This is a genomic window from Curtobacterium sp. LFS079, from assembly GCF_047977865.1.
In the GTDB taxonomy this organism is placed as follows: domain Bacteria; phylum Actinomycetota; class Actinomycetes; order Actinomycetales; family Micrococcaceae; genus Arthrobacter.
In genome coordinates this window covers 24,642-51,442 of record NZ_JBFPFO010000012.1, presented here as the reverse complement: position 1 = coordinate 51,442, position 26,801 = coordinate 24,642, and the positions used below count along the sequence as shown (strand labels likewise).

Sequence of the window (26,801 nt, the reverse complement as noted above, 5' to 3'; positions counted from 1 at the left end):
TTGCCCCACAGGTCATTCCCCGCGGGTCAATCCCCGGGGCGGGACAGTGCCGCGTTGATGATCATTTCGAGTTCCGCTTCGGAGCCGAGGTCGTGCGGACGGACCACGGCGTCGTCCGGCACGTAGTAGAAGGCCGCGCTGACCATTTCCAAGGGCACTCCCATCAGGCGCGCCCAGGCCAACCGGTACACCGCAAGCTGCACGGAGCGGCTGGCGAGGCGGCCGCCCGAAGGACGCCTGCCGGTCTTCCAGTCCACCAGTTCCCAGCTGCCGTCGGCATTGCGGAAAACGGCGTCGATCCTTCCGCGGACCACCACCCCGGCGATGCTTGTCTCCACCGGCACCTCGACGAAGGCCGGTGCCCGGTGGGCCCACTCGGAGTTCTTGAAGGTGTCCACCATGTCATCGAGGTCGTAGGCGGCATCAATGTGGGCGTCGGCCCCTGGTTCCTCGCCGAGGTCCAGCATGCCGCTCGTACCGAAATACTCCTCCACCCAGGCATGGAAGGCGGTTCCCTTGCGGGCCGCGACACCGGGCTCGCGCGGCACAGGGCGCCTGAGCTGGGCGAGCACCGCTTCCGGATCGTCACCCAGTTCCACGAACATAGATGCGGAAATGTGGCCGGGCAGGTGGATGTCCTGGACTGGTTTCCGCTGCCGGGAGCGCTTCAGCAGGAGATCGGCTTCCGCCGCCCACCCGGCAGCGGCTCCACGAAGCACGGCCCCGCGCGGCGAGGCGTCTTCACCAAGACCAACGGGGCCTTCCGGCAGGCACAGGGGCTCTCCCGGGCGCAGCCCGTCGATGGCTTGCCGGACGCGGGCCGCCGCAGCGTCCATGGCGGCCCGGCGGCCCGGCACATTCCGCAGCCGTTCCCCGGTCCGCGGATCGCAGGGACCTTCGAGCGGATCGTAGGGAAATACTGCCAGTTCGGCGGCCACGGTCAGCGGGCTTTCCGCCGGCAGTTCGTCTTCGCGCAGGGACGCCGCATGGATGTCCGCGGCAGCTCCGGCGTCGGAACCTCCCGGCAGGTCAGCGACCTCCGTTGAACCAGGCCCCTCCGTCAACGGCGCGAGCTCGGCGAGGAAAGGCGAGATCTCGGCGATTCCGGACCGCGAACCGTTCCAGGCTGCGCTCGACACCCAAAGCACGAATTTGGCCCGGGTATAGGCGACATACGCCAAGCGCCGTTCCTCGGCTTCACCATGGTGCTGGACCTCGGACTTGAACACCTTTTCCGCGTCCAGCCAGCCCTTCTGGTCCGGCTGGTCCAGGTCCCATTGCGGCAGGTCGGCCCGGTCGCCGCGCAACGGCCAGGGAAGCGCTGCGGCCCCGCTGCTCCACCGTGAGTCACGGCTGCTGGGAAAGGCACCGGCGTTGAGCCCCGGCACGAAGACAACGTCCCATTCCAGACCCTTGGAGGCGTGGACAGTGAGCAGTTGTACGGCCTCGTGGTTGACTTCCGTCGCTGCGGCGTCCAGCCCGCCTTCCTCGGAGGCTGCAGCTTCCAGCCAGGAAAGGAACGCCAACAGGTCCACCCGCTGGGAGGTCTGCAGGAATCCGGCAGCGGCATCCTGGAAGGCGTCCAGGTTCCGGCGCGCCTGGTGGATGCTGACCCCGGGCTTGGCGGCCACTTCGACGTCGAGCAGCATGGCCCGTTCGACCTCCCCCAGCAGGGTGGTGAGGTCGTCCCCGAGGAAGCTGCGGAGCGCGCGAAGTTCCGCCGACAGCCTGCCCAGCCGCTCCTGTGCGGCGTCGCTCAGCGAACGGCCGTGGGCCGAGGCCCAGCCCGGACGGGGCAGGAAGTCCAGGGCTTCCACGAGGCTCGCGGCGTCCGTGATGTCGCTTTCCACAACGACGTCACGGGCGTCCTCGTCCGCGGCGAGGTCCGCCATCAGGGCCTCCGGGCCGGAGCTGCCCTGCGCGCGGCGCCTGGCGAGAAAGCGCGACCAATCGTGGAACGCCATGAGGTCGGCCGTTCCGATCCGCCACCGTGCACCGGCAAGCAGGCGCATCAGGGCGTCCGAGCGGCCCGGATCGGCCAGCACCCGCAGCGTGGATACGAGGTCCACGATCTCGGGGGTGTCGAGGAGCCCGCCCAATCCGACGATTTCGTAGGGAATCCCCTGCAGCTCGAATTCACGCCGCAGGACCTCCATCTGTGCCCGCCGGCGGCAGAGAACGGCCATGCTCGGCAGGACGGCTTGCCCGGCCTGGTCTGTTTCGAAGATGGTGCGGCGGTAGCGCAGGACGTCACGGGCGACGGCCGCCGCTTCGTCCTCATCCGTGGCAAAGCGTCCGAGGATGACGTTGCCCTCCACGGCCGCCGGGCTTGGCCGCAGCGACGGGACTGTGACTGCGCTCCCCTGTGTCCGTTCACCGGCAGGGCCTGCGGACCCGGCCGATTTGTTCAGGGGCGCGGAAATGACATTGGCGGCGCCGAGGATGTTGCGGCCATTCCGCCATGCCGTCGTCAGGTAGGACACCGGTGCCGGAAGGATCGACGCCGGGCGGTCGCCGTCGTCGTCGTTCCTTGCCGGGAACTCTTGGACGAAATGGAACAGCTGACCCGCGGACGCTCCGCGGAAACCATAGATCGACTGGTTGGGGTCACCCACTGCCGTGACGGCATGACCCTCACCGAACAGCCGGGAGAACAGCACGAGCTGGGCGTGCGAGGTGTCCTGGAATTCATCGAGCAGCACCACTTTGTAGCGGGACCGCTCGGTGGCGGCGGCCACCGGGACGTCCCGGGCGATCCTGGCCGCCAGCGCCACGAGATCGCCGAAGTCGAGCACTCCCCGTTCGCGCTTGGCAGCCTGGTAGCGGCCGACCATGTCCGCGACACTTGCACGGGTCAGCAGCATGGCGTTCAGCTCGGAAGCAGCCTGGGTGGGGTTCTTCTTGGCTCCGGCCTGGTACGGCAGCTGGCCGAACTCCGTGGCACGGTCCACGAGCCACGCCTTCACCTCGGCGGGCTCGCGCAGGTGCTCCGCGCATTCGCCAGCCAGCTGCACCACGGCGTTGACCAGGGTGGACTTCGCCGCGGTGAAGTGCTCGTAGGGGCCGTCGTAGCCTTCAACGACCTCGCTGGCCAGCTGCCAGGCCTGGGCGCCGCCCAGGAGCACGACGTCGCGCTCGATGCCCAAGCGCAGACCGTAGTCCGAAACGATGCCGCTGGCGTAGGAGTGGTAGGTGGACACCTTGGGTTCCAGCTCATCAGAACCTGCCAGCCAGTCCGGGAAGCCGTGCCGCCCGGGGTCCGCGACGGCGATCCGCTGCAGGGTGGCCAGCTTGGCCCGGATGCGGCTGGCCAGCTCCCCTGCCGCCTTCCGGGTGAAGGTGACGCCGAGGACCTCTTCGGGCCGGACCCAGCCGTTTGCCACGAGCCAGACAACGCGGTCAGCCATGGTGGCCGTCTTCCCCGATCCCGCACCGGCAATGACCAGCCGTGGCGACAGCGGCGAGGCGATGATGGCTGCCTGTTCATCGGTGGGGCGGTTCTTCTCGCCCATAATGTCCGCGAGTTCGCCGGGGGTGAAGCGCGGCCGGGAAACCCCTGCACCGGGCTGCGGTGCGATCCCGCCAAACGCGGGCGCAAGGGTGTCGAGCGTCATTCCGTAACCTGCTTTCCTCGGGCGCAGAGCGGGCAAATCTCCGGCAGCCGGCAGCCATGGCCGCCGTGGCCTCCCTTGGACGGGTCATGCCGGGCTTCGAAGGTGGCCCCGGACATTAGCGCAGCGGCCTCGTTGACCATGTCCTGTGCCCAGTTGTCTCCGGCGTCGAGGGCTTCCTGCACCTGGATGCCGGGAGACTTGGTCTTGGTGCCGAGTTGGGCCAGAACGGCCCCGCCGGGGACGGCACCATTCGCGGCGGCCCCCTCCGGAAGGCCGGACCCGGCGTCGAAGGCCCCCTGGAGGACGGCTGCCTGGTAAGCGCCGAGCTGGGGGTGCCGGGCGAGTTCGGTCTTGCCGGGCTGGCGCTTGCCTGTCTTCAGGTCCACGATCACGAGCCTGCCCTCGCCGTCGATCTCAAGGCGGTCCACCTGGCCGCGGAGCATCGCGGCACGCTCACCCACCGGCGGCAGCGGGACCTCGAAATCGAGTTCGACGCCGAGGAGGCGCCGGCCTTCGCTGCGCATGACCAGGATGTACTGGGCCAGCTTCCGGACCATGGCCTCTGCCCGCTGGAAATCCAGCCGGCCTTCCCAGTTGTCCTTCATGCCGAGGGCCGGCCAGCGCCGCGCCAGTTCCGCAAGGTACTCGGCCCCCGAGGCGTCGGGAAGGTCCTGGGCGATGGCATGCACCAGTGTGCCCAGGCTCCGGGCAAAATCAGTGGCGGCCTCGCCGCCGGCGGCCTGCACGAACCAGTCCAAGGGGGACTTGTGCACGGATTCGACCTTCGACGGTGACACCATCACGGTTCCCCCCTCCGGGACCACGGCATCCTCACTGCTCAGCGGGGCCAGGCCCCACCAACTATCCGGATGGGCGCCGGGGACCGGCGGCTCGGCCGAGGCCAGGTGTGCCAGGACCCTTGCGGCCTCGGCGGCCTCGCCCTCAGGGCCGGCACCGAATACGCCACGGGCAGGGGGAGAAGGGTCCGCCTGGGCTGTCCCATTCACCTGCACTGTCCCATCCCCTTGCACTGTCCCATCCACCTGCACCTTTTGGCGGAGCTCGGCCACGAGGGCACGGAGAGTCATGGGGCGCTCCACCGGAGTGTAGCCGCGGCTGTACTGGCCCGGGTCAAGGGGCGCCACGTAGTCCAGGAACGCCGAAGGCTGCTCGTCCTCGGACGACACCGCGGTGCAGATGAGCAGTTCCTTGGCACGGGAAACGGCGGTGGAAAAGCTGCGGAGTTCGTCGTAGCGGATGTCACGGAGCCGGCTGAGGGGGCCGCGCTGCAGGGCGTGGTCCACCCCGTGTTCGACGGCGTCGGCGAACAGGGTGCTGCCCAGGAGTTCGCCGCGCAGCCGGGTGTTCGGCCACACTCCTTCCTGCAGGCCGGCCACTATGACCACCGGCCATTCCCTGCCTGCCGCACTGGCCGGGGTCATCAGCTCCACGGCTTCCTCCAACTGGGCGCGCGCCGCCAGGGTGTCCATCGGCAGTTCCTGGTTCATCAGGTACTCCAGGAACTGCTCGGCGCCCGAACCCGGGAGCTGGTCCACGTAGCGCTCCGCGGTGTGGAAGAGGGCCATCATCGCGTCCAGGTCGCGGTCCGCACGGGCACCCGGCGCGCCGCCGTCGAGCGCCAATGCTGTCCACCGGGCCGCCAGTCCGCTGCTTTGCCACAACGCCCACAGCACGGTCTCGGCGTTGGCTCCCGGTTGTCCCAAGGCCTCCGCGCCGACCGAGATCATGCGTGCAATGCGCCGGGCGGAACTGCCTTCAATCCCCAGTGAACCCAAGGCCCCGGGCTGGAGCAGCGCTTCAACCAGCAGAGCATCACTGGCCCGCCCGCCGCCGCCTAGCAGCTCGTCCCGGCGGAGGGACTGCCGGAGCCTCCGCAGTTCGATGGCCGTGGCTCCGCCGATCCGGGAGGTCAACAGGGAGACTGCGAGCTCCGGCGTGAGCTTCGACGGCACCAGCACCACGCCGTAGAGCTCCAGCAGCGGACGCACCGCAACCTCGTCGCGGACGGCGGCGTCCGCCACCGGCACTTGTACCGGGATTCCCTGCCCGGACAGGTAGCGCTGGAGTTGTGCGAGCTGCCCGCCGTTTCGCACGATCACGGCGATCTCGCTGAACGCGCGGCCTTCACGCAGTTGTGCTTCGAGGACGCGCTGCGCCACGTAGCGGAGTTCGTGGGCGGGAGAGGGCAGGAGGTGCGCCTCCGCGCGGCCTTCCTGCGCCGGGTGGCCGGTGCTTTCGAGACGCCGGGCCAGCTGTCCGCCTTGGCGCTGCGAAATGCGCGCCGCGACGCCGAGCCAGGCCTTCGTCACAGCAGGCTGCTGGCGGTGGGCGGTCCGCAGCGGAAGCTCCCGGACGGCGTTGCCGCCGCCAAGCAGGCGGGGCAGCTCCGCCACGAGGTCCGGGCGGGCACCGCGGAATCCCTGGACTACGGTATCCGGAGATGAAGTGATCGCCGCGTCCTTGCCTTCGGCGATATCGGCGAGCAGTTCGAAGACAGCCGGGTTCGCTTCCTGGATGTCGTCGACGAGGATCAGCTGGAGCCGCTCGCGTTCGGCCGCCAGGAAAGCGGGTGCATCCTGGAAAATCTGCCGCGCCGCCGTGATGATTCCCGCGGGGTCGAAGGCCTCGGGCATGCGCAGGTCCAGCACGTCGCGGTACTCCGAATAAAGGCGGGCCGCGGCCATCCAGTCCGGGCGGTCGCACTCATAGGCGAGGGCGGTGAGGTCTTCGGCAGTGCGGCCGGATTCGATGATGCGGTCGAAGAGCTGGCGGATCTCCTGGCGGAAGCCGCGGGTGGGCAGCGCCGCGGAAAGGTCCTCCGGCCAGGGCAGTTCCAGGCCCGGCCGGGCGTGGCCCTCGAGCAGCTCCTTGATGATGAGGTCCTGTTCAGGCCCCGAAAGGAGCCTCGGCGGCCGCGGCAACGGCAGGACGCCTTCGGCTTTAGCCCGCCGGATGAGATCGAAAGCGTAGGACGCCCAGGTGCGTGCCGGCGTCGTACTCAAAGTCCGCCCGAGGCGTGCGGTAAAGCGGTCCCGCAGCGCCGAGGCGGCATGACGGCCGGGGGCCAGGATCAGGATTCGGCCAGGGTCGACGCCGTCCCGCACCACCCGCCGGACGGCAGTTTCCACCAGGACGGTGGTCTTTCCCGTGCCGGGGGCACCGGGTACCAGGACCGGCCCGGAACCATGCGGAAGCCCGACGACGGCGGCCTGGTCCGCGGACAGCATGGGTACCGCGCAGATATTTTCGCGCGGCGCGACAAGCCGGAGGCGCAGGGCACGCTGCGTGGCTTGCGGGTTTACTGCCGGGGTTCTGCTTACGGGCTGTCGGGTCAGAGGGGCGCTCACACAGTCATTTCATCATCGGGCACTGACAATTGATGGAGCTGACGCTCCAGCTCCTCCGAAATCGCGTCGATCCGGTCGAAGTCTTCCTCACCGGGCGCCCACCGGGCAGCGGCGATATCGACCCGCCAGCGCCCTTCGCCGGTCCGCAGGAATCCGTCCGGGTCCCCGTGCAGCGCGGTTCCCTCTGCGAGATAGTGGCGCAGCGCCTCAGCTTCATGGCCCGGCGGGGCTTCTCCGCTCGCCCGCAGGATCCGCCACCAGGCCACCGCGCTTCCGTAGTGGCTCATGACGGAGCCGACCTGGCGCGGTCCGCCCCGCCCGAGCAGTTCGGCGACGTCGCCATAGGCGAGGGCCGCGCCCGGAGGCACGAGGTCCACGACGGCAAGCACCGCCGTCACAAACTCCGTCCGCATGTTTCAAGCGTATCGGCTGCCGCCGCGGTGTCGGTTTCCAATCTTGTCGGGGACTGCCGGTAGCGTGAATGCATGAGCTCCTGGAACACCCTCCCCCGCGCCGCGTTCGACCTTGAGACCACGGGCCGGAACTCCCGTGCCGCAAGGATCGTCACGGCGTCGATCACCGTGGTGGACGGCCACGGCAACGTGATCACGGAGCGCGAGTGGCTGGCCGATCCCGGCGTTGAAATCCCCCAGGAGGCCAGCGATGTCCATGGCATCACCACCGCGAAGGCGCGTGCGGAGGGCCGCCCGGCCGCCGAGGTGACCCGGGAGGTCGCGGCCACTTTGCAGGAACTGTTCGACGACGGCGTTCCCGTCATCGCGTTCAACGCCAGTTACGACTTCACGGTCCTTGCTGCCGAATCCGCCCGTTACGGGGTGCCGCAGCTGAGCCGGTTCCCGGTGCTGGACCCGTACATCATGAACAAACAGGTTGACCGCTACCGCAAGGGCAAGCGGACCCTCGGTGCCCTGTGCGAGGAATACGGGGTGGACCTGGAGAACGCACACACCTCCGCTGCCGATGCGCTGGCGACGCTGCGGGTGCTTGACGCGATGGCGGGCAAGTTCCCCAAACTGCACATGCCGGCATCCAAGCTCCACCAGTTGCAGGTCGACTGGGCCGCCGCGCAGGCCGCCGACTTCCAGTCCTACCTGCGCCGCAGCAAGCCCGCCGCAGTGATCGAAGGCGATTGGCCCGTGCTTCCGCCGGAAGACGCGAGCCGCGGCGGTTTCTAGGCGCCACAAGGCGGCTCTTCCACCGCCCCAGGGACGCATTCCGGCATGACGCATGTCACAGGAAACGGGCCTCAGGGCACGGCCTCCGCGGGCCGGACACAATTCATCCATTGCGTTTTCTTACGGTCAATCAAGCAACAGATTGTCACTTGGAGTAACAATCCTTCGAAGGATTGACCATTATTGCGAACTATGTTCGGAATCTTTGAGCCTCAGGGCCGGATGACATAATTATGTTTGGCGGGTTGAGTTCTGCTAGAGCCCACGAATGAACCTGCGGCCGCATCCCCGCCCGCGTCACCGAGATCCCCAGTAATTCCAATGAAAGTGAACGCTTGATGAAAATCAAAGCTCTGAAGTGGCTGTCTACTGTCCCCGTAGCCGCCGCCCTCGCCGTATCCCTCGCCGCATGCGGCGGCGGAACATCCCCGGCCAGCACGGCTTCCCCCACCGACGCCCTTGCCGGTGCCCAGAGCACCGACAAGTACACCACTGCAGACGTCACGCCCCTGGACAAGATCGACAAGAGCAAGCTGGGCCTCCTGACCGATGGCACCATCAAGGTCGGCACCCTCTCCGACGCCCCGCCGAGCATCTTCATCGACAAGTCCGGCAACTTCACCGGCTTCGACAACGAACTGCTAAAGGCCATGGGCGGGAAGCTGGGCCTGAAGGTCGAATTCGCCTCGACCAAGTTCCAGAGCCTCCTGGCCCAGGTCAAGAACCAGCAGTTCGACGTCGGATCCTCCTCGATCTCGACCACCGACGCCCGCCGCAAGACCGTTTCCTTCACCAACGGCTACGACTTCGGCTTCATGGCACTGGTGTCCAAGACGGACAGCCCGGTCAAGAGCATCGCCGACCTCAAGGAAGGCGTCCGCGTCGGCGTCGTCCAGGGCACCGTCCAGGACGACATGGTCACCAACCAGCTGGGCCTGGATCCCGTCCGTTACCCGGACTACAACACCGCTTACGCCAACGTGAAGAGCGGCCAGATCGACGCTTGGCTGGCCCCGTCCCAGCAGGCCGAAGGCCAGATCAAGGCAGGCGACGGCACCAAGATCCAGGAGAAGAAGGTCGCAACCCAGAACTTCTCCGCCTTCGCCGTCGCCAAGGAGAACACGGCCCTGATCGAGGCCCTGAACTCCGCTCTCGACGCCGTGATCAAGGACGGCACCTGGACCACGCTGGCCAAGAAGTGGTTCCCTGAGCGCAAGACCGACGCCGAGCGCATGCCCGACGGTTGGAAGCCGGGCAGCAAGGCCGTTCTGGTCCCCGCCGACAAGTAAGGACCGGCCCCTAGCCGGACCGCAGTAAAACCACCGCTCAAGCCTGGGCCCGGATTCGGGTCCGGGCTTGAGCGGCTAAGACCGAGGAGTCATATGGACGCATGGAGCCGCCTTGCGGACACCTTTCTGAACTGGGGCTACATCGCCGAGGTGCTGCCCACGATGTTCTCGTACGGCCTGCTGAACACGATCGTCCTGGCGCTGGCCTCCGGGCTCATCGGCACCTTCCTGGGCATGCTGCTGGCATTGATGGGGATCTCCAGGAACCCCGTGGCACGTTGGATCGCCCGCATCTACACCGACATCTTCCGCGGGCTGCCGGCGGTGCTGGTCATCCTTGTCATCGGTCTGGGCTTCGGCCCGCTGCTGAAGGAACTGGCCGGGATCCGCAGCCCTTACCCCCTCGGCATCATCGCCCTGAGCCTGATGGCCTCGGCCTACATGGGTGAAATCTTCCGTTCGGGCATCCAGAGCGTCGACAAGGGCCAGCTCGAAGCCTCCCGTGCGCTTGGCTTCGGTTACGGACCCTCCATGCGCATGATCGTTGTCCCGCAGGGCATCCGCCGGGTGCTCCCTGCCCTGATGAACCAGTTCATCGCCCTCATCAAGGAATCGTCCCTGGTCTTCACCCTCGGGCTGATGAGCCGTGAGCGTGAGCTGTTCCAGATCGGCCAGGACTTCGCCGCCAACAACGGCAACCAGTCTCCCCTGGTCGCCGCGGCGATCTTCTACCTGGCGCTGACCATCCCGCTCACCCACCTGGTCAACTACATCGACAACCGCCTGCGGACCGGCAAGGAACAGAAGCACGAACCTGACGAGGCCGCGGCCGTCATCGGGAAGGGAGCCCACGCATGAGCCAGTTCACCTCCGGATCCCTCACCGGCAAGAACCTGCACCTGGCCTTCGGCAGCAACAAGGTGCTGCGCGGGATCGACATCCACGTGGAGAAAGGCACTGCGGCCTCCGTGATCGGCACCTCCGGTTCCGGCAAGTCCACCCTGCTGCGCGTCATGAACCGCCTCATCGAACCGGACCAGGGCGACATCCTGCTGGACGGCCGCTCGGTCCTCAAGGACAACCCCGACGAACTCCGCCGCCGGATCGGCATGGTGTTCCAGCAGTTCAACCTCTTCCCGCACAAGTCGGTGGGCGAGAACGTGGCGTTCGCCCTGCGGAAGCTGCGGAAACTGCCCAAGGACCAGGCCTGGGCCGAAGCCCTGGAACAGCTGGACAAGGTGGGCCTGAAGCACAAGGCCGGAGTGCGCCCCGCAACCCTCTCGGGCGGCCAGCAGCAGCGTGTCGCGATCGCCCGCGCACTGGCCATGAAGCCGGAGGTCATGTTCTTCGACGAAGCCACCTCCGCGCTGGACCCGGAGCTCGTCAAGGGCGTCCTGGCGCTCATGACGGAGCTGGCCCAGGACGGCATGACCATGGTGGTGGTGACCCACGAAATGGGCTTCTCACGCAACGTTTCCAACCAGGTGGTCTTCATGGACGGGGGCGTGGTGGTGGAGAACGGCAGTCCCGATCAGCTCTTCACCGAGCCGAAGACCGAGCGCCTGCAGAAGTTCCTCTCGGACGTGCTGTAAGCGAACCCGGCGTATCCCCGGCACCGGACGGTCCCTGCGCATGCGGCGGAACCGTCGGGTGCCGGGGATTCCGGTTTTAATGGGAACTATTCCCCGGCCTTGACCCGCAGCACGGTGAGCGCCGCGGCGTCCACGGCCCGGCGGAAGGCCGGTTCCGCCGTCGCGCGCCGCAGTACCTCGTTGAACATGGCGGGAACGTAAGCGGTGCTGGCGCAGAGCACCATCGTGCCGCCGGCGGCGATGAAGTTCCCGGCCCGCGCGCCCACCGTCCAGGGCGCGAGCTGCGCTGCGTTGCACAGGTCGTCGGAGACGATGATGCCGGTGAATCCCGCGTCGGAACGCAGCATGCCCCGCATGACCACCGGCGAGAACGGTGCAGGGAGGGCGGGGTCGATGCGGTCGTAATAGGCGTTGGAAACCATGACCCAGCGGGTGCCGTTCCGGATGGCCGCGGTGAAGGGTGCCAGGTAAGGATCCGTCCGGGTGGTGGCGGTATCGCGGACATTGCCGCTGACGTCGGTATTGAGAGTGACCCTGCCCAAGCCGGGATAGTGCTTGACGACGGGAGCCACCCCGGCGTCCCGCAGGCCCGCCGCCACCGCGTTCCCATAGGCGGAAACATCGGCGGGCGTGAAGGCGTACTCCCGCTGGAAATAGCCGATCGGTGCGTTATACGGCGCGAAGGCCGCGCCGGGGACGGTGTCCAGCACCGGGGCCAGATCGACGTTCACGCCGGCCCTCAGCAGTTCGGCCCCCCAGATCCGGGCCTGTGCCCGCAGCTGCGTCGGCGTGAAGGCGGTCTGGGCCAAGGCGGTGGGGATCTCGGAGAAGCCCGGCCCGCGCAGCACCTGCACGTAGCCGCCTTCCTGGTCGGTGGCAACGGAGAGCGGCACGGTGTTGCCAGACCGTCTGGCGGCGGTGCGCAGTGAGCCGATCACCGCGGCCGTCGCCGAAACGCCGGCCTGGCTGCGTCCGGCCAGGTAGATGTTTCCGACGTGCTGGCCGCTGAGCAGCCGGGCCACGGCGTCCGCATCGATACCGCCGGCATTGGCCGCGACCATGAACAGCTGCCCCACCCGTTCCTTCAGGCTGAGAGTGGCGAGCAGTTGTTCCGGCGTGGCTGCAGCGGGCGTGCTTCCGGTCGGCGTCGGGACGGGCTGGGAAGATCCGCCCGGCGTGGCGCTGGGGGCGGGAGGGGGCGTAGTCGCTGTGGGGCGTGCCGTCGGCGTTGCTGATGCCCTGGCGGATGGCGTCGTCGCCGAGGGTGAAGCGGACGACGGCGGCCCGGCAGCAGAGCTCGACGGCGTGCCGTGCGTGCCACTCAGGGCCGGGATGTCCGAGCGGACGAAAGCCGAGAAGAGTGCCGCCGCAATGATGGCAAAGATGATGAAGGCGGCGCCCGAGTGCAGCAGCCTGGCGCTGCGGCCGGCTGCCGGCTTGCTCGGGGGCTCGGGTGTGTTGTTTCCGGACATGAATCCACTGCCTGGCGAGGCTTTTGTGCGTCTCAAGCCACACTACGCCTCCCACGGCCGGCGGCGAGGAACCGCCGCCGGCAACGTGGGTATTGCGGAATATCAGGCGGGAACAGCCTGCGCGGCGGCCTTCGCGGCGGCCGGAAGGGCGTCGAAGATCCGGTTCATCGCGGCGTCGTCGTGGGCGGCGGACAGGAACCAGGCCTCGAAGACGCTCGGCGGCAGGTAGACGCCGGAGTCCAGCATGGAGTGGAAGAACGGCGCGTAACGGAACACGTCCTGGGCTTGGGCGTCGGCGTAGTTGTGCACGCCGTTGGCGGAGGTCCCGAAGGCCACGGAGAACAGGTTCCCGGCGCGCTGGATGGAGTGGTCCACGCCCTCCGCGTCGAGGGCGGAGGACAGGGCCGCGGAGAGCTCCAGCGAACGGGCGTCCACGAAGGCGTAGACCTCCGGAGTCGCATGCGTAAGGGTGGCCACACCGGCGGCCATGGCGACCGGGTTACCGGAGAGCGTTCCGGCCTGGTACACGGGGCCGAGCGGCGCGAGGTAGTCCATGACGTCGGCACGTCCGCCGAGGGCCGCCGTCGGCATGCCGCCGCCGATGACCTTGCCGAAGGTCAGCAGGTCCGGGGTCCAGCCCTCGGAGGCGCCGCCCGTGAGTCCCCAGTAGCCTGCGTAGCCGGTGCGGAACCCGGTGAGGACCTCGTCGAGGATGAGCAGGGCGCCGTGTTCGCGGGTGATGCGGGACAGGGCGGCGTTGAAGCCTTCGCCCGGGGTGACCACGCCCATGTTGGCCGGGGCGGCCTCGGTGATGAGAGCGGCAATGTGCCCGCCGTGCGCGGCGAACGCGGCTTCGACGGCGGCAATGTCGTTGTAGGGCAGCACGAGGGTTTCGGCGGCGGCGGCCTCGGTGACGCCGGCCGAACCGGGAAGTGCCATGGTGGCCAGGCCGGAACCGGCGGCGGCCAGCAGGCCGTCGAGGTGGCCGTGGTAGCAGCCGGCGAACTTCACGATCAGGTTGCGGCCGGTGAAGCCGCGGGCCAGGCGGACGGCGGTCATGGTGGCTTCGGTGCCGGTGGACACCATGCGGAGGCGCTCGACGGCGGAAACGCGTTCCTTGACCAGTTCGGCCAGGCGGGCCTCGTCCGGGGTGGACGCGCCGAAGGAGAGCCCGCGGTCCACTGCGGCGTGCACGGCGTCAAGCACTGCGGGGTGGGCGTGGCCGAGAAGCGCCGGGCCCCAGGAGCAGACCAGGTCCACGTATTCCTTGCCGTCAGCGTCGGTGAGGTAAGCCCCCTTTGCCGAGACCATGAAACGCGGGGTGCCGCCCACGGAACCGAAGGCACGCACGGGCGAGTTGACGCCGCCTGGCATCAGGGTCTGGGCATGGGCGAAGAGATCATCCGAACGAGTCATGCCCTTATTCTTCCATCCCGGGCTGACACTCTTCGACGCTCCCGCCGCCGGCGAAATGGCGTCTAGCCCACCATTTCATGCACCAACGGCGTGACCTTCGTACCGAGCAGCTCAATGCTCTTCATCATTGCGGAGTGCGGGAGCGTGCCGCTGGAGTACTTGAGGTCGAAGCGCTGCAGGCCCAGGTTCTTCGTTGTCGCGGCGATTTTCCGGGCCACGGTCTCCGGCGATCCTACGTAAAGAGCGCCGTGGTCGGCCACCTGCTCGTCGAACTCCGCGCGGCCGGCAGGTCCCCAGCCGCGCTCGGCTCCGATCCTGTTGCGGCTCGCCAGCCAGTGCGGGAAGTACTCTTCCCGGGCTTGCTCGTCGGTATCGGCCACGTGTCCGGGTGAGTGGACGGCCAGGGGCTGCCACTCCTTGCCCTGTTCTTCGAGGGACTTGTAGTACAGGTCCACGTAGGGGCGGAAGCGGACCGGGTCGCCGCCGATGATCGCCAAGGTCATGGGGTAGCCGTAGCTGGCGGTGCGCACCACGGATTGCGGGCTGCCGCCGACGCCGATGGAGACGGGCAGGAGACCTTCCTCCAGCTGGGGGTAGGCCATGAGGCCATGGATCGGTGCGCGCGTCCGTCCCTCCCACTGGATGGGCCTCTGGGAGCGTGCCTTGTCGAAGAGGGCCAGGCGCTCCTCGAAGAGGAGTTCATAGTCCTCCAGGTCGTAGCCGAAGAGCGGGAACGACTCGATGAAGGAGCCCCGGCCCAGGACGGCCTCGGCACGGCCGTTGGAGATGGCGTGCAGGGTGGAGAAGCGCTGGAAGACCCGGATGGGGTCGTCGGAAGACAGCACCGTGACCGCCGAGGCCAGGTGGATAGTCGAGGTCTTCCCGGCGATCGCGGCGAGGACCACTTCGGGGGCGGAAACGGCAAAGTCCTTGCGGTGGTGCTCCCCGACACCGAAACTGTGCAAGCCCACCTGGTCGGCCAGGATCCCCTCTTCCACGACGTCGCGGAGGACCTCCGCGTGGGACTTGGGACGTCCGTCGTCGTGCACTGTGGCATCGCCGAAGGTGTCGACGCCGAGGAGGACCGGATGTTCGGAATCTGTATGCATACGCATGCAAACCGCGAAGCTCCCGGAATCATTCCCGGCCGTACAGGCTCAGTTTTCCTTCAGCCAGCCGGCAAGTTCGGACGCCCAGTACGTCAGGACCATGTCGGCCCCGGCGCGCTTGATGCCGAGCACGGATTCGGTGATGGCTCCGCGGCGGTCGATCCAGCCGTTGGCAGCGGCCGCTTCGATCATCGCGTACTCGCCGGAGATCTGATACGCGGCCACCGGTACGGGGCTCATGGCTGCGACGTCGGCCAGGATGTCGAGGTAGCTCATGGCCGGCTTGACCATGACCATGTCCGCGCCTTCTTCGAGGTCCAGTTCCACCTCGATGATGGCCTCACGCCGGTTGGCGGCATCCATCTGGTAGGTCCGTCGGTCGCCCTTGAGCTGGGAATCCACGGCTTCGCGGAAGGGCCCATAGAACGCCGAAGCGTACTTCGCGGCGTAGGCCAGCACGGCGGTGTTCTTGTGGCCTGCTTCTTCGAGGGCCTGGCGGATGACGGCGACCTGACCGTCCATCATGCCGGAGGGGCCCAGCACGTGCGCGCCGGCGTCGGCCTGGGCCACGGCCATCTGCCCGTAGATCTCCAGGGTGGCGTCGTTGTCGACGTAGCCGTTGGCGTCCAGCACGCCGCAGTGGCCGTGGTCGGTGAATTCGTCCAGGCACACGTCGCTCATGACCACGAATTCGTCGCCCACTTCGGCGCGGACATCGCGGATTGCCTTGTTCAACACACCCTCCGGGTCCAGCGAGGCGGAGCCCGAGGCGTCACGCACGGCGGGGACGCCGAACAGCATGATGCCGCCGACACCCAGTTCCACAGCCTCCGCGGCCGCCCGCTTTAGCGAATCGGTGGTGTGCTGCACGACGCCGGGCATGGAGCTGATCGGCACGGGCTCGCTAAGGCCTTCGCGGATGAAGGCGGGGAGGATGAGCTCGGCCGGGACCAGCCGGTGCTCGGCGGTCAGGCGGCGCATGGCAGGCGTGGTGCGGAGCCGGCGGGGGCGGTGGTTGGGGAAGCTCATGTCTTACGTCCTTTCCGGGGCGGGCGGCCCTGCGGTGGCGAACAATTCGGTGAGGGCGGCGACGATGCCCTCCGGGGTGGGTTCCTTCGCGGTCGCGGCGACGGTGACGCCGAGGGCACCGGCCTCCGCCGCCGTCGAGCGTCCGATCGCGATGAAACGGCAGTCCCGCAGCGGCAGCAGGGTTGCGGCGATGCGCCGCGCAGCGCTGGGTGAGGCGGCGACGACGGCGGCCAGGTCGCCGTCGTCGATCAATCCCCGGGCGCGCGCAGGCTCCAAGAGGGGCAGCTCATCACCCGGGGTGACAGACCAGGCGGCGGCTTTGGCCAGTTCCGTGTCCAGACGCTCCTCCGGGCGGGCCGGGTAGTCGACGGTGCGGTAGGCGGTCACGACGGCTACCTCAGCGCCCTTTCCGGCCAGCCCGTCGGAGAGCAGGGAGTCGGCGATGTCCGCCTGCGGCAGCAGGACCCGTCCGGGTCCGGCCGGCCACACCTCGAGCAGGCCCGCGGCGGACTGGCTGCCTTCCGGGGCAAGGTCCACGCGGATGCCCTCGGCTTCCAGGATCCGGCGCGAGGACGGACCGATGGTCGCCACCCGCACTCCGGACGGCAGGAGCGCGGAAAGCTCCATGCCCTGTTCTGCGGCCCTGGCCTTCAGCGCGCGGACCGTGGTGATGCTGCTGACCACGAGCCAGTCGTAGCGTCCCCCGGCAAGCCCGCCCAGCGACTCCCCCAGGGCCTGCTGGTCGGCCGCGCGCTCGAAGTCGATCAGCGGCAGCAGCAGCGGTTCGGCGCCGGCCGCGGACAGGGCACGCGCCAGCGAGCCGGCACGGTCGGGGCTCCTCGTGATGAGGACCTTCCGGCCGTGCAGCGGCCTTTCTCCAGAAGCATTGTTCCAGGGAGCACTGGCGGCTGGCACGTCCACGGACTCAGGAAGCGGCAAGGTCGGTGATCTCCGCAGCGCCCGCCGCGAGCAGCAATTCGGCGACTTCGATGCCCAACAGGGTGGCGCCAACCTCGTTCAGGCCGTCGGTGGCCTTCTTCTCGCGGACGGTCTTGCCGCCGTCGACCGAGCAGACCACCGCTTCGAGGTAAAGCATGCTGCCCTTGCGGTGGGCGAAGGCCCCCACCGGGGCTGCGCAACCCGCTTCGAGGCGGGCCAGGACGGCGCGCTCGGCGGTCACGGCGAGCCGGGTGTCCTCATCGTTCAGCGCGGCCAGTGCCTGGGCGAGGGCTTCCTGCGAGCCGCCGGCCGGGGCATCTGCGGTGCGGCATTCGATCGCGAGGGAACCCTGCCCCGGGGCGGGGAGCATGGCGTCGCTTTCGAAGAATTCGCTGACGGTCTCGAGCCGGCCGATACGTTCCAGTCCGGCGGCGGCGAGCACGACGGCGTCGAGGTCGTTGCTCTTGCCGGGCACCACGGCGTCGGTGGCGTTGCCGGGCAGGCCGGGCACGCGGCCCAGGCGGGTGTCCACGTTGCCGCGGATGTCGATGACCTCGATGTCCTGGCGAAGCGCCCGGAGCTGGGCCGCCCGCCGCGGGGACCCGGTGCCGACCCTGGCCCCCGCAGGGAGTCCGGCCAGGGTGAGCCCGTCGCGGGCGCACAGCACGTCGCGCACGTCCACCCGCTGGGGAGTGGCCGCGATGGTGAGGCCGGGCTCGGCGCCCGTCGGCAGGTCCTTGAGCGAGTGCACGGCAACGTCGCAGCGCTTGTCCAGGAGCGCCTCACGGAGGGCCGCCACGAACACACCGGTGCCGCCCATCTGGGACAGCGAACCGGTCCTGACGTCACCTTCGGTGGTGATGTGCACGAGTTCGACGTCGAAGCCTCCGACGGCGGCCAGCCGGTCCGCCGTCTGCTGGGTCTGGGTCAGCGCGAGCTTGCTGGCCCGCGTGCCGATCCGGACGGTCACTTGGTAGCTCCGGGGTACGGGTCGTGTCCGGTGCCGGTGCGGATGCCGTCCTCGGCGATCACGGGCTTGGCGCCGCGGAAGTTCTCGCAGCATCCGGGGCGGCACACGTCGTACCAGGGCCCGAGGTCGGTGACATGCGGGCGTTCGGCGATGTTGTTGTTCACCGTACGTTCGCAGATGAGGTCAACCAAGCCGGAGACAAAGGCCGCGTGGGTGCCGGGAGTCGGGACGCGGATAGCTTCCATCCCCAGGTTCGCGCAGGTTTCGAGGGCCTCGGTGTCCAGGTCCCAGGCAACTTCCATGTGGTCGCTCACGAAGCCGAGGGGCACGATCACCACACCGCGCACGCCGTCGGGGGCGATCGCTTCGAGGTGGTCATTGATGTCGGGTTCCAGCCACGGAATGTGCGGAGCGCCGGAGCGGGATTGGTACACCAGGTCCCAGGCGACCTCGGGGGCAACGGACTTCATGATGGCGCTGGCGTTGGCCAGGTGCTGCGCGGCGTAGGCGGATCCTTCGGCGAACACGCGGGATTCGCCCTCGGACTTCCCGGCCGCCTCGGCGTCGCGGGTGGGGATGGAGTGGGTTGCGAAGAGGACGCGGATCTTGGAGTCCGGGTCCTCAACGCCTGCGGCGGCAAGCTTGCCGCGGATCTCCTCAATGCCTGCCGCCGTTCCCTCGAGGAACGGCAGTACGACGCCGGGGTGGTCGAAGTACTGCCGGATCTTGTCGACCTGGAGCTTGCCGTCGAGCCCGGTTTCGGTCAAGGCGATGCCGATGTCCTCGCGGTACTGGCGGCAGCTGGAGTAGCAGGAGTAGATGCTGGTGGTGAGCATCAGCAGGCGGCGGTGGCCGGCCTCGTAGGCGTCCTGCAGCACCGGTGCGATGTACGGGTCCCAATTGCGGTTGCCCCACAGCACGGGCAGCTCGATGCCGCGGGCGGCGAGTTCGGCCTCGATGGCAGACTTCAGCTCGCGGTTCTGCTGGTTGATGGGGCTGATTCCGCCGAAGGCGCGGTAGTGGTGCGACACCTCCTCCAGGCGCTCATCCGGAATGCCACGGCCGCGGGTCACATTGCGCAGGAAGGGGATGACGTCATCCTGGCCCTCGGGCCCGCCGAAGGAGGCGAGCAGGATGGCGTCGTAATCCTGCGGTTCCTGGCGGCCCGGTTCGGTGATGTCGTTCTGCTCGGTGGAAACGGCCAGGTTCACGCGAGGACTGCTCATGCGAGGACCTCGGCGATCTCGGCAGGGGTGATGCGGCGTCCCGTGTAGAAGGGGATCTCTTCGCGCACGTGGTTGCGGGCATCGGTGGCGCGCAGGTGGCGCATGAGGTCCACCAGGTCGACCAGTTCGGGGGCTTCCAGGCCAAGGATCCATTCCCAGTCGCCCAGGGCGAAGGAGGACACCGTGTTGGAGATGACCTGCGGGAAGTCACGGCCGAGCATCCCGTGGTCGCGCAGCATCTTGCCGCGCTCGTCCTCGGGCAGCAGGTACCACTCGTAGGAGCGCACGAACGGGTAGACGCAGAGCCAGGTGCTGGGTTCGACGCCGCGGGAGAAGGCCGGGGTGTGGTTCTTGGCGAATTCGGCTTCGCGGTGCACGCCCATGGCGGACCAGACGATGGCGGTGCCTGCGAAGAGACCGCTGCGGCGGATGTCGCGGACGGCCGCCTGCAGGGCTTCGGGCTTGGCGCCGTGGAGCCACACCATCACGTCGGCGTCGGCGCGCATGGCCGAGACGTCGTAGCTGCCGCGCAGGACAACGCCGTCCTCGGCAAGCCTGGCGGCCAGTTTCTCGAACTCAACAACAGCGTCGGCGCTGCGCTGGAGGCCTGCCGAACGCTTGAAAACAGTCCACAAAGTGAAGAACTGTTCTTCGTTCTCAGCAGTTTTAGTGACAGATTCGGCAGAAGTGTGGCTCATGGTTCAAGTTTGCCCCCTGCGGGGCATGAAGTCGAAATGGAGTACTTCTACAAGACGTAGAAGTGCGTCATCTCACAGCTTCAGGGGGTTCCGGGCGCTTGGACGCCGGGCAGGACCGCCTGGATCTGGCGCGCGGTATCGGCAACAACCGCGGCGAGTCCGTTGCCTGCAAGCCAGCCGCCCACCAGGAGGAGCCCCCCGGCCTCGCCGCTCACCTTCCGGACCTCGGCCACCCGCTGTTTGTGGCCGACGGCGGCAAACGGCAGGGCGCCGGCCCAGCGAACCACGTCCCAGTCCAGCACGTCCTCCTTGCCGAGCGGCACGCCGAGCAGGGCCGACGCATCGCGAAGCGCGGCGCCAAAGAGCGCCGCATCATCCAAGGCCGCGGGATCGTCCGTGGACGCAGCAAGAGTTCCGGACGCAGCAGTTCCGCCGTGCGCCCGCCCGTAGGACAGCCTGAGCACGTGGGTGCCGGGTCCCGCTTCCTCGGCAAGCCAGTCCCATTTCGCGGTGGCGTGGGTAAGTGCCTTGGCCTGGATGCCCGGCACCTGGGGCGCCACCAGGATTCCGGTGCCGCGCGGCCGGGAATCGAGTTCCGGCTTGTCCACCACCAGGCTCACCAGGCTGACCAGCGGCCCGGGGGCCGGGCGGAGCGCTGCCAGTTCCGGCAGCGCCGACTCCAGCAGCCCGACGGCGGCCGGACCGTCGAGCGCGACGACGAGCCGTCCGGCGTCGTACTCCCGCCTTTCGCCGCCGGTGACGGCCCCTACACGCCAAACGCCGCCGGTGTGCGCAAGTGATTCAGCCCGGGTTCCGGGCAGCAGCGTGACGCCGTGGGAACGCAGATCTGCCAGCAGCGCTGCAACCAAGGTGTTCATGCCGCCGGCGAGCCCGGCGACGGCGGAACCGGCCTTCCGGGTCCCGGTGGGGTCTGGCGCGCCGACCACCCTGCGCTGCTGCGCGACGGCGGCCGCGAGGGAACCGGTGGAGCGCATCGCCGCGCGCAGGCCGGGCGCCACCATGTCGACGTCGAGCAGTTCCGGGTCGGCCGAATGCACGCCGCCCACCACAGGCGAAACCAAGCGGTCCAGGACGCGCCGGCCCATCCGGGCACGGACCAGGGAGGCGACGCTGGTGACATCGCCGCCGGCGCCCCAGGTGGCGGGCAGCCAGCGGTCAAGGGAAGCGCGGAGGGCCCCGGCAAGTCCGAGCGAATGCCGCACTTCCGGGTCCCAGGGGTTGGCCGGGATGCCGAGGACGCCGGTCTTGGGAAGTTCCTGCGGCCCGTCCGGCAGCTGGACCCAGGCGCCGCCGGGATGCGGGGCAACGATCCTGTCCGCCAGTCCGAGCTCGCGGGCGAGGTCGGACACGGCGGTGGAGCGGGTGGCGAACGACTCGGCACCGCTGTCCAGTGCCAGCCCGCCGAGTTCGTGCCTGCCGACGCAGCCGCCCCATTCTTCCCGGGCTTCCAGGACGGTAACGGCCAGTCCGGCCGCGGCGAGCCCGCGGGCCGCGAGCAGCCCGGACATCCCGCCGCCGATGACGACGGCAGTCTGGCGGCTTTCCTGCTGCACCGGCACTGCCGGCCGGCCGCGCACGGCTACTCCACCGGGATCGAGTGGATGAGCTCCACCACGCGGGTCAGCACGGCGGGGTCGGTTTCGGGCGGCACCCCGTGGCCGAGGTTGAGCACATGTCCCGGGGCTCCGGCACCGGCGGCAATCACCGAACGGACGTGGGCCTCGAGGATTTCCCAGGGCGCCGAGAGCAGAGCGGGGTCGATGTTGCCCTGCAGCGGAACCGTACCGCCGAGGCGGCGGTTGGCTTCGTCGAGCGGCAGCCGGTAATCCACGCCCACAACGTCGACGCCGACGTCGCGCATGGCCACGAGGAGTTCGGAGGTCCCCGTGCCGAAGTGCACCAGCGGGGCGCCGAGGTGGCGGACGTGGTCCAGCGCGCGGGCCGAGGCCGGAGCGACGTGCTCGCTGTAGTCGGCCAGGCCCAGCGAACCGGCCCAGGAGTCGAAAAGCTGGCCGGCAGAGGCGCCGGCTTCCAACTGTGCGCGCAGGAACATGCCGGAAGCGTCGGCCGCCCAGTTGGCCAACGCGGCCCAGGTCTCCGGGTCGGCGTGCATCATGGTGCGCGGGCCGAGGTGGTCACGGGACGGACGGCCTTCCACCATGTAGGCGGCCAGGGTGAACGGCGCGCCGGCGAAACCGATCAGCGGGGTGCTGCCGAGTTCTGCCACGGTGAGCCGTACCGCTTCGCGGATGGGTTCCAGGGATTCCCAGCTCAGCTGCGGCAGGGCGGCGACGTCGGCGGCGGTGCGGACAGGCGCGTCCAGCACGGGGCCGACGCCGGGCACGATGTCGACTCCCACGCCGGCAAGCTTGAGCGGAATGACGATGTCGGAGAAGAAGATCCCGGCATCGACGTGATGGCGGCGGACCGGCTGCAGGGTGATCTCCGCAGCCAGTTCCGGACGCAGGCAGGAGTCCAGCATCGCCACGCCCTGGCGCACCTTGAGGTACTCCGGGAGGGATCGGCCTGCCTGGCGCATGAACCACACCGGACGCCGGCTGGGCTTGCCGCCGCGGTACGCCTGGATGAGGGGCGAATCAGCGGTGCGGCCGTCCATCAGGGGGTGGCCGGCGTCGAGCCCGGGAGCCGCGGCTCCCCCGGCAGTGGAAGGGGCAGGCTGGGCGGAACCCGGCAGGGCAGAGCTGGAAGTCATGCCTTCGATTGTGCCGAAAATCGGGGGCAAAAGATAACGACAGCCTGTCTCCGCGCAGCCCGGGTGACTCACGTCACACGGGTCAGTGGCAAGAACCATCATGTGCCTGTTGTTCTACGTGGCACCGAAAAAGCTATGATGGCTCTGCTGTGGTTCTTTTTTCTCTAGTGGCAACCCATGCCGACATCGACCTTGAGACCGTTGCTCAGCTGAGCACCGGTTCTTCTGCGCTTGCCTCCGCGGCCCTCGCCGAAAGCGGGCTCGTCTCCGGCGCCGTTGTCCTTGCCACCTGCAACCGCTACGAAATTTACGGTGAAACCGCGCACGCCGAGGACCTTGAGGCGGCCCGTTCCGCCCTGGTCGGCAAGATCAGCGGACTGAGCGGCCTTAACGAGCACCTCGTCTCCAAGGCCTTCAGCACCAACAGCGGCTCCGAAGTCAGCAGGCACCTCTTCGCCGTCAGCGCCGGGCTGGATTCCGCCGTCGTGGGCGAACGCGAAATCGCCGGACAGGTCCGCCGCGCACTTATCACCGCCCAGCACGAAGGCACCGCCAGCCCGGGCCTTGTCCGGCTGTTCCAGGCCGCATCAAAGACCGCGAAGGACGTCGGCGCGCAGACCGCCCTTGGATCGCGGGGCCTGTCGATCGTGTCGGTCGCGCTTGACCTCGCCACCGACCTGTCGGACGACGCCGACTGGAGCACCAAGAAGGTAGTCGTGTTCGGCACCGGCGCCTACGCCGGCGCCACCATGTCCTTGCTGCGCGAACGCGGTTGCCACGACATCTCCGTCTACTCCTCCTCGGGCCGCGCCGAAACCTTCGTGGCCACGCGCGGCGGTACCGCCCTCGACGCCGGCAAGCTGCCCGCCGCCGTCGCCGCGGCCGACGTCATGATCGGCTGCAGCGGTTCGGACAACCGCGTGGAAGCCGCCGAACTGGCGCGCATCCGCGAGGCGTCCACCGGCCCGCTGATCGCCATCGACCTCGCACTGACCCATGACTTCGACCCCGCCGTCGGCGAGCTCGACGGCGTGGAGCTGCTGACGCTCGAATCCGTCCGACTCGCCGCCCCGCAGGAACAGGCTGAGTCCCTCGCCCAGGCCAGCACCATTGTGTCCGGGGCCGCTGCCGCTTTCGAGCAGGAGCGCGAAGCCCGTTCTGTTGATGCGGCGATCGTGGCGCTGCGCCGCCACACGATGAACGTGCTCGACTCCGAGATGGAAAAGGTCCGGGCCCGCCACGGCTGTACCGCTGCCGCCGAAGAGGTGGAGTTCGCGCTGCGCCGCATGGTCAAGCAGCTGCTCCACATCCCCACGGTCAGGGCGCGGGAACTTGCGGCCAACGGCCAGCAGGACGATTACGTTTCTGCCCTCGAGGCCCTGTACGGGATCCAGGTGGAGCAGCCGGCTGCTCCGGCGCGGCAGGCCGAATGCCCGGTGGACCACCAGTCCGTGGAGGGCAGGAGCGCAACCCTCCCCCACGCGGAAAGCGCCTGAGGCTTCCTTCCCGCGGCCCCCGCAGCGGTGGCCCTTTTTTGCTCCGCATATTTGTTTCCGCGTTTTATTACGGCGGTGCCGCGTCTGCCCGGTCGTTTCACGTTTAATGATGAACACCTTTCCCTTGGATTGAAGCTCCGCTGGCCCGAGGGGTGCTTGCAGTGACGAAGTCTGGGAGGAACGTCAATGGTGCTCGATGTCTCCAGCCTGAAAATCACACTCGGGATCGTCGCCCTGACGTTGAGCGCCCTGTTCTATGGCTCGTTCCGGCGGACCCGTTCCCCGTACAGCGGCTGGTGGTGCCTTGCCCTGGTGTTGTTGATGGTCGGGAACATCGCATATCTGCTGACCGGAACGTCCCAGCAGGTCTGGGCTGATCCGCTCGGAAACGCACTGCTGGTGGGCGGGGCGTTCAGCGTCTGGATCGGATCGCGTTCCCTGCGGCTGCGTCCCACGCCACGCTGGGTCCTCCTGGCCGCACCCGCGGTGACCGCGATAGCGTCGGCAATCGAGAACCCGGCGTCCAACGCCTGGTCCGGGGGCCTGGTGTACCTCGCCATGATGGCCCTCGGCATGGGCCTTGCCACCAGGGAATTGGCCCTGCTGAAACCTGCGGACTACCAGGCCGCCCACCGGGAACTGGCCATGGCCGCGGGAATCCTGTCCGCGTATTACTTCGCCCGGACGGGCGTCTACATCCTGGAAGGACCCGACGGCCCCACGTTCACCACCTATTTCAGTTCAGCGTTCACAAGCATGATCACCATCGTCATGCTGGTCACCGTGTCTTTCAGCATGACGGCGCTCAGCAACGAACAGCTCATGAACAGGCTCAACGAGCGCGCCAGCCGCGACGGGCTGACCGGTCTGCTCAACCGCACGACTTTCATGGAGCAGGCCGCCCAGGAAACCCGGCGGCTCCACGCCGCGGGTTCGGTCTCGACCGTGATCCTGGCCGACCTGGACAATTTCAAGGCCGTCAATGACGCGCACGGCCACGCGGTCGGCGACGCCGCGATCCGGGCGTTCGCTGCCGCCTGCCGGGACTCGATCCGGCATACGGACCTTGCCGGCAGGTACGGCGGGGAGGAATTCATCATCCTGCTCCCGGGTGCCGGCAACGCGAACGCCCGGGTCATCGCCGAGACCATCAACCGGAACCTGGCAACCGTGCAGCCTCCCGAAGGGGTCTGTTTCCCCACCGTGAGCTACGGCATTGCCACCACGTCCACCGGCGACCTCACGGCCGTGGTCGGCGCCGCGGATATCGCTCTCTACGAGGCCAAACGACTTGGCCGCAACCGGATCGTCACCGCCCGGCCTTGAGCCCGGAAGAAACGGCCCGGTGGCTGAACGGCCCGGTGGCTGAACGGCCCGAAGAACCGGCAGCAGCCCGCTCAGTAGACCGCCTTGTGCGGCTCCACCTCGCGCACCCAGGCCAGGATTCCGCCGTCGAGATGGCTGATCCTGGTGTACCCGGCCTTGCGGGCTGCCGCCATCACCGAAGCGGAGCGCGCTCCGCTCTTGCAGTGGAACACGATGTCCTTGTCCTGCGGCAGTTCGGCCCAGGCTTCACCCGCCAGGATCCGGCCCTGCGGGATCAGCACGGATCCGTCGATGTTCACGATGTCGTGTTCGCCGCTCTCGCGGACGTCCACCAGTTCGAAGTCCCGCTCCCCCGCTTCACGCGCTGCCAGCATCCCGGCCAGTTCCGTGGCGCTCACGGTTGGCACGCTTCCGGCGTCGGGTGCGGGGGTGATGCCGCAGAAGGCTTCATAGTCGGTGAGTTCGGTGACCGGCTCCGCTTCAGGGTCCTTGGCCACCTTGATCTCGCGCCAGCTGCCGCCGAGGGCGTCGAAAAGCGCCACGCGGCCCAGTAGGGAGCGCCCGACGCCGGTAATGAGCTTGACTGCCTCCGTCACCATCAGCGAGCCGACGGCGGCACACAGCATGCCGAAGACGCCTCCCTCGCCGCAGGACGGAACGGAACCGGCCGGAGGGGCTTCGGGGTACAGGTCGCGGTAGCTGGGGCCGTGCTTTGCCCAGAAGACGCTCACCTGGCCGTCGAAGCGGAAGATGGAACCCCACACATAGGGCTTGGCGAGGATTTCGGCAGCGTCGTTGACGAGGTAGCGGGTGGCGAAGTTGTCCGCGCCGTCCAGGATGAGGTCGTAGCCGGCGAAGATGTCCAGGGCGTTGGAGGAATCGAGGCGCACGTTGTGGAGCTGCACAGTGACCAGAGGGTTCAGTTCCAGGATGGCGTCCCGGGCGGACTCGATCTTGGGGCGGCCGACGTCGGTCACGCCGTGGATGATCTGGCGCTGGAGGTTGCTCAGGTCGACGTCGTCGTCGTCGACGATGCCGATGGTCCCCACGCCCGCGGCGGCCAGGTAGAGCAGGGCCGGCGAGCCGAGGCCTCCTGCGCCGATGACGAGCACTTTTGCGTTCTTGAGGCGGCGCTGCCCCACCGAACCGATCTCCGGAATAATGAGATGGCGCGAATAGCGTTCCACCTCTTCGGTGCTCAATTCCGCGGCAGCTTCCACCAAGGGAGGCAGCTGGGCGGACGTGGTCGGGGCAGCAAATGCAGTGGCCATACTTCAATGTATGCCCGCCATTGCTGCCAGGTCATATTACCGGCACGTAAAGTGGT

At 68.3% G+C, this 26,801-nt stretch carries 20 protein-coding genes; 6 read left to right on the top strand and 14 right to left on the bottom strand.

Annotated features, from left to right (window positions below):
• Window positions 1-26: 26 nt before the first annotated feature.
• From ACNQPB_RS16730 to ACNQPB_RS16720, 3 genes are all read right to left on the bottom strand, one after another.
• Window positions 27-3,614: an ATP-dependent helicase gene (locus ACNQPB_RS16730; RefSeq protein ID WP_498753551.1), complete on the bottom strand. Its 3,588-nt coding sequence runs from the start codon at window positions 3,612-3,614 to the stop codon at window positions 27-29.
• On the bottom strand, window positions 3,611-6,862 hold the full coding sequence (locus ACNQPB_RS16725; RefSeq protein ID WP_498753550.1) for an ATP-dependent helicase: 3,252 nt from the start codon (window positions 6,860-6,862) through the stop codon (window positions 3,611-3,613). The genes ACNQPB_RS16730 and ACNQPB_RS16725 overlap by 4 nt, the downstream gene beginning before the upstream one ends.
• Window positions 6,863-6,978: 116 nt before the next feature.
• The gene (locus ACNQPB_RS16720; protein WP_498753549.1) at window positions 6,979-7,395 is read right to left on the bottom strand and encodes an MGMT family protein; all 417 of its coding nucleotides are present in this window, start codon (window positions 7,393-7,395) and stop codon (window positions 6,979-6,981) included.
• Between the two features lie 72 nt (window positions 7,396-7,467).
• Here ACNQPB_RS16720 and ACNQPB_RS16715 point away from each other — a divergent pair, with 72 nt between their 5' ends.
• From ACNQPB_RS16715 to ACNQPB_RS16700, 4 genes are all read left to right on the top strand, one after another.
• A complete protein-coding gene (locus ACNQPB_RS16715) occupies window positions 7,468-8,178 on the top strand; it encodes a 3'-5' exonuclease (RefSeq protein WP_498753548.1) in 711 nt (236 codons plus the stop codon).
• A 338-nt stretch (window positions 8,179-8,516) separates the two neighbouring features.
• On the top strand, window positions 8,517-9,467 hold the full coding sequence (locus ACNQPB_RS16710; RefSeq protein ID WP_498753547.1) for a substrate-binding periplasmic protein: 951 nt from the start codon (window positions 8,517-8,519) through the stop codon (window positions 9,465-9,467).
• Between the two features lie 93 nt (window positions 9,468-9,560).
• Window positions 9,561-10,325: an amino acid ABC transporter permease gene (locus tag ACNQPB_RS16705; protein ID WP_498753546.1), complete on the top strand. Its 765-nt coding sequence runs from the start codon at window positions 9,561-9,563 to the stop codon at window positions 10,323-10,325.
• Window positions 10,322-11,059: an amino acid ABC transporter ATP-binding protein gene (locus ACNQPB_RS16700; RefSeq protein ID WP_498753545.1), complete on the top strand. Its 738-nt coding sequence runs from the start codon at window positions 10,322-10,324 to the stop codon at window positions 11,057-11,059. Before ACNQPB_RS16705 ends, ACNQPB_RS16700 begins: the two co-directional genes overlap by 4 nt.
• Before the next feature lie 86 nt (window positions 11,060-11,145).
• Here the strand turns inward: ACNQPB_RS16700 and ACNQPB_RS16695 are convergent, their stop codons facing one another.
• The 10 genes from ACNQPB_RS16695 to hemE form a co-directional block, all read right to left on the bottom strand.
• The gene (locus tag ACNQPB_RS16695; protein WP_498753544.1) at window positions 11,146-12,531 is read right to left on the bottom strand and encodes a glycoside hydrolase family 3 N-terminal domain-containing protein; all 1,386 of its coding nucleotides are present in this window, start codon (window positions 12,529-12,531) and stop codon (window positions 11,146-11,148) included.
• A 102-nt stretch (window positions 12,532-12,633) separates the two neighbouring features.
• The gene (hemL, locus tag ACNQPB_RS16690; protein WP_498753543.1) at window positions 12,634-13,947 is read right to left on the bottom strand and encodes a glutamate-1-semialdehyde 2,1-aminomutase; all 1,314 of its coding nucleotides are present in this window, start codon (window positions 13,945-13,947) and stop codon (window positions 12,634-12,636) included.
• A 62-nt stretch (window positions 13,948-14,009) separates the two neighbouring features.
• Window positions 14,010-15,062 carry an LLM class flavin-dependent oxidoreductase gene (locus ACNQPB_RS16685; protein WP_498753542.1) on the bottom strand — a complete coding sequence of 351 codons (1,053 nt, stop codon included), beginning with the start codon at window positions 15,060-15,062 and terminating at the stop codon, window positions 14,010-14,012.
• Between the two features lie 42 nt (window positions 15,063-15,104).
• The gene (gene hemB, locus ACNQPB_RS16680; RefSeq protein WP_498753541.1) at window positions 15,105-16,085 is read right to left on the bottom strand and encodes a porphobilinogen synthase; all 981 of its coding nucleotides are present in this window, start codon (window positions 16,083-16,085) and stop codon (window positions 15,105-15,107) included.
• Between the two features lie 3 nt (window positions 16,086-16,088).
• Entirely contained in the window at window positions 16,089-17,006 is a 918-nt protein-coding gene (locus ACNQPB_RS16675; RefSeq protein WP_498753540.1) for a uroporphyrinogen-III synthase, read from the bottom strand.
• Between the two features lie 4 nt (window positions 17,007-17,010).
• Window positions 17,011-17,994, bottom strand: a complete 984-nt coding sequence (gene hemC / locus ACNQPB_RS16670; protein WP_498753539.1) for a hydroxymethylbilane synthase — start codon at window positions 17,992-17,994, stop codon at window positions 17,011-17,013.
• Window positions 17,991-19,220 carry a ferrochelatase gene (locus tag ACNQPB_RS16665; RefSeq protein ID WP_498753538.1) on the bottom strand — a complete coding sequence of 410 codons (1,230 nt, stop codon included), beginning with the start codon at window positions 19,218-19,220 and terminating at the stop codon, window positions 17,991-17,993. Before ACNQPB_RS16665 ends, hemC begins: the two co-directional genes overlap by 4 nt.
• Window positions 19,217-19,918, bottom strand: a complete 702-nt coding sequence (gene hemQ, locus ACNQPB_RS16660; protein ID WP_498753537.1) for a hydrogen peroxide-dependent heme synthase — start codon at window positions 19,916-19,918, stop codon at window positions 19,217-19,219. Before hemQ ends, ACNQPB_RS16665 begins: the two co-directional genes overlap by 4 nt.
• An 80-nt stretch (window positions 19,919-19,998) precedes the next feature.
• Window positions 19,999-21,516, bottom strand: a complete 1,518-nt coding sequence (gene hemG / locus ACNQPB_RS16655; protein ID WP_498753536.1) for a protoporphyrinogen oxidase — start codon at window positions 21,514-21,516, stop codon at window positions 19,999-20,001.
• Window positions 21,517-21,518: 2 nt separating this feature from the next.
• Window positions 21,519-22,652, bottom strand: a complete 1,134-nt coding sequence (gene hemE / locus ACNQPB_RS16650) for a uroporphyrinogen decarboxylase (RefSeq protein WP_498753535.1) — start codon at window positions 22,650-22,652, stop codon at window positions 21,519-21,521.
• Between the two features lie 149 nt (window positions 22,653-22,801).
• On the opposite strand from hemE, the gene ACNQPB_RS16645 reads away from it, so the two are divergent.
• Window positions 22,802-24,148, top strand: a complete 1,347-nt coding sequence (locus ACNQPB_RS16645) for a glutamyl-tRNA reductase (protein WP_498753534.1) — start codon at window positions 22,802-22,804, stop codon at window positions 24,146-24,148.
• A 186-nt stretch (window positions 24,149-24,334) separates the two neighbouring features.
• Window positions 24,335-25,474 (top strand): GGDEF domain-containing protein, encoded by a 1,140-nt coding sequence (locus ACNQPB_RS16640; RefSeq protein WP_498753533.1) that lies wholly within the window; start codon window positions 24,335-24,337, stop codon window positions 25,472-25,474.
• A gap of 71 nt (window positions 25,475-25,545) precedes the next feature.
• On the opposite strand, the gene moeB is transcribed toward ACNQPB_RS16640, so the two are convergent.
• Window positions 25,546-26,745, bottom strand: coding sequence for a molybdopterin-synthase adenylyltransferase MoeB (moeB, locus tag ACNQPB_RS16635; RefSeq protein ID WP_498753532.1), 1,200 nt, complete (start codon window positions 26,743-26,745; stop codon window positions 25,546-25,548).
• Between the last annotated feature and the right edge of the window lie 56 nt (window positions 26,746-26,801).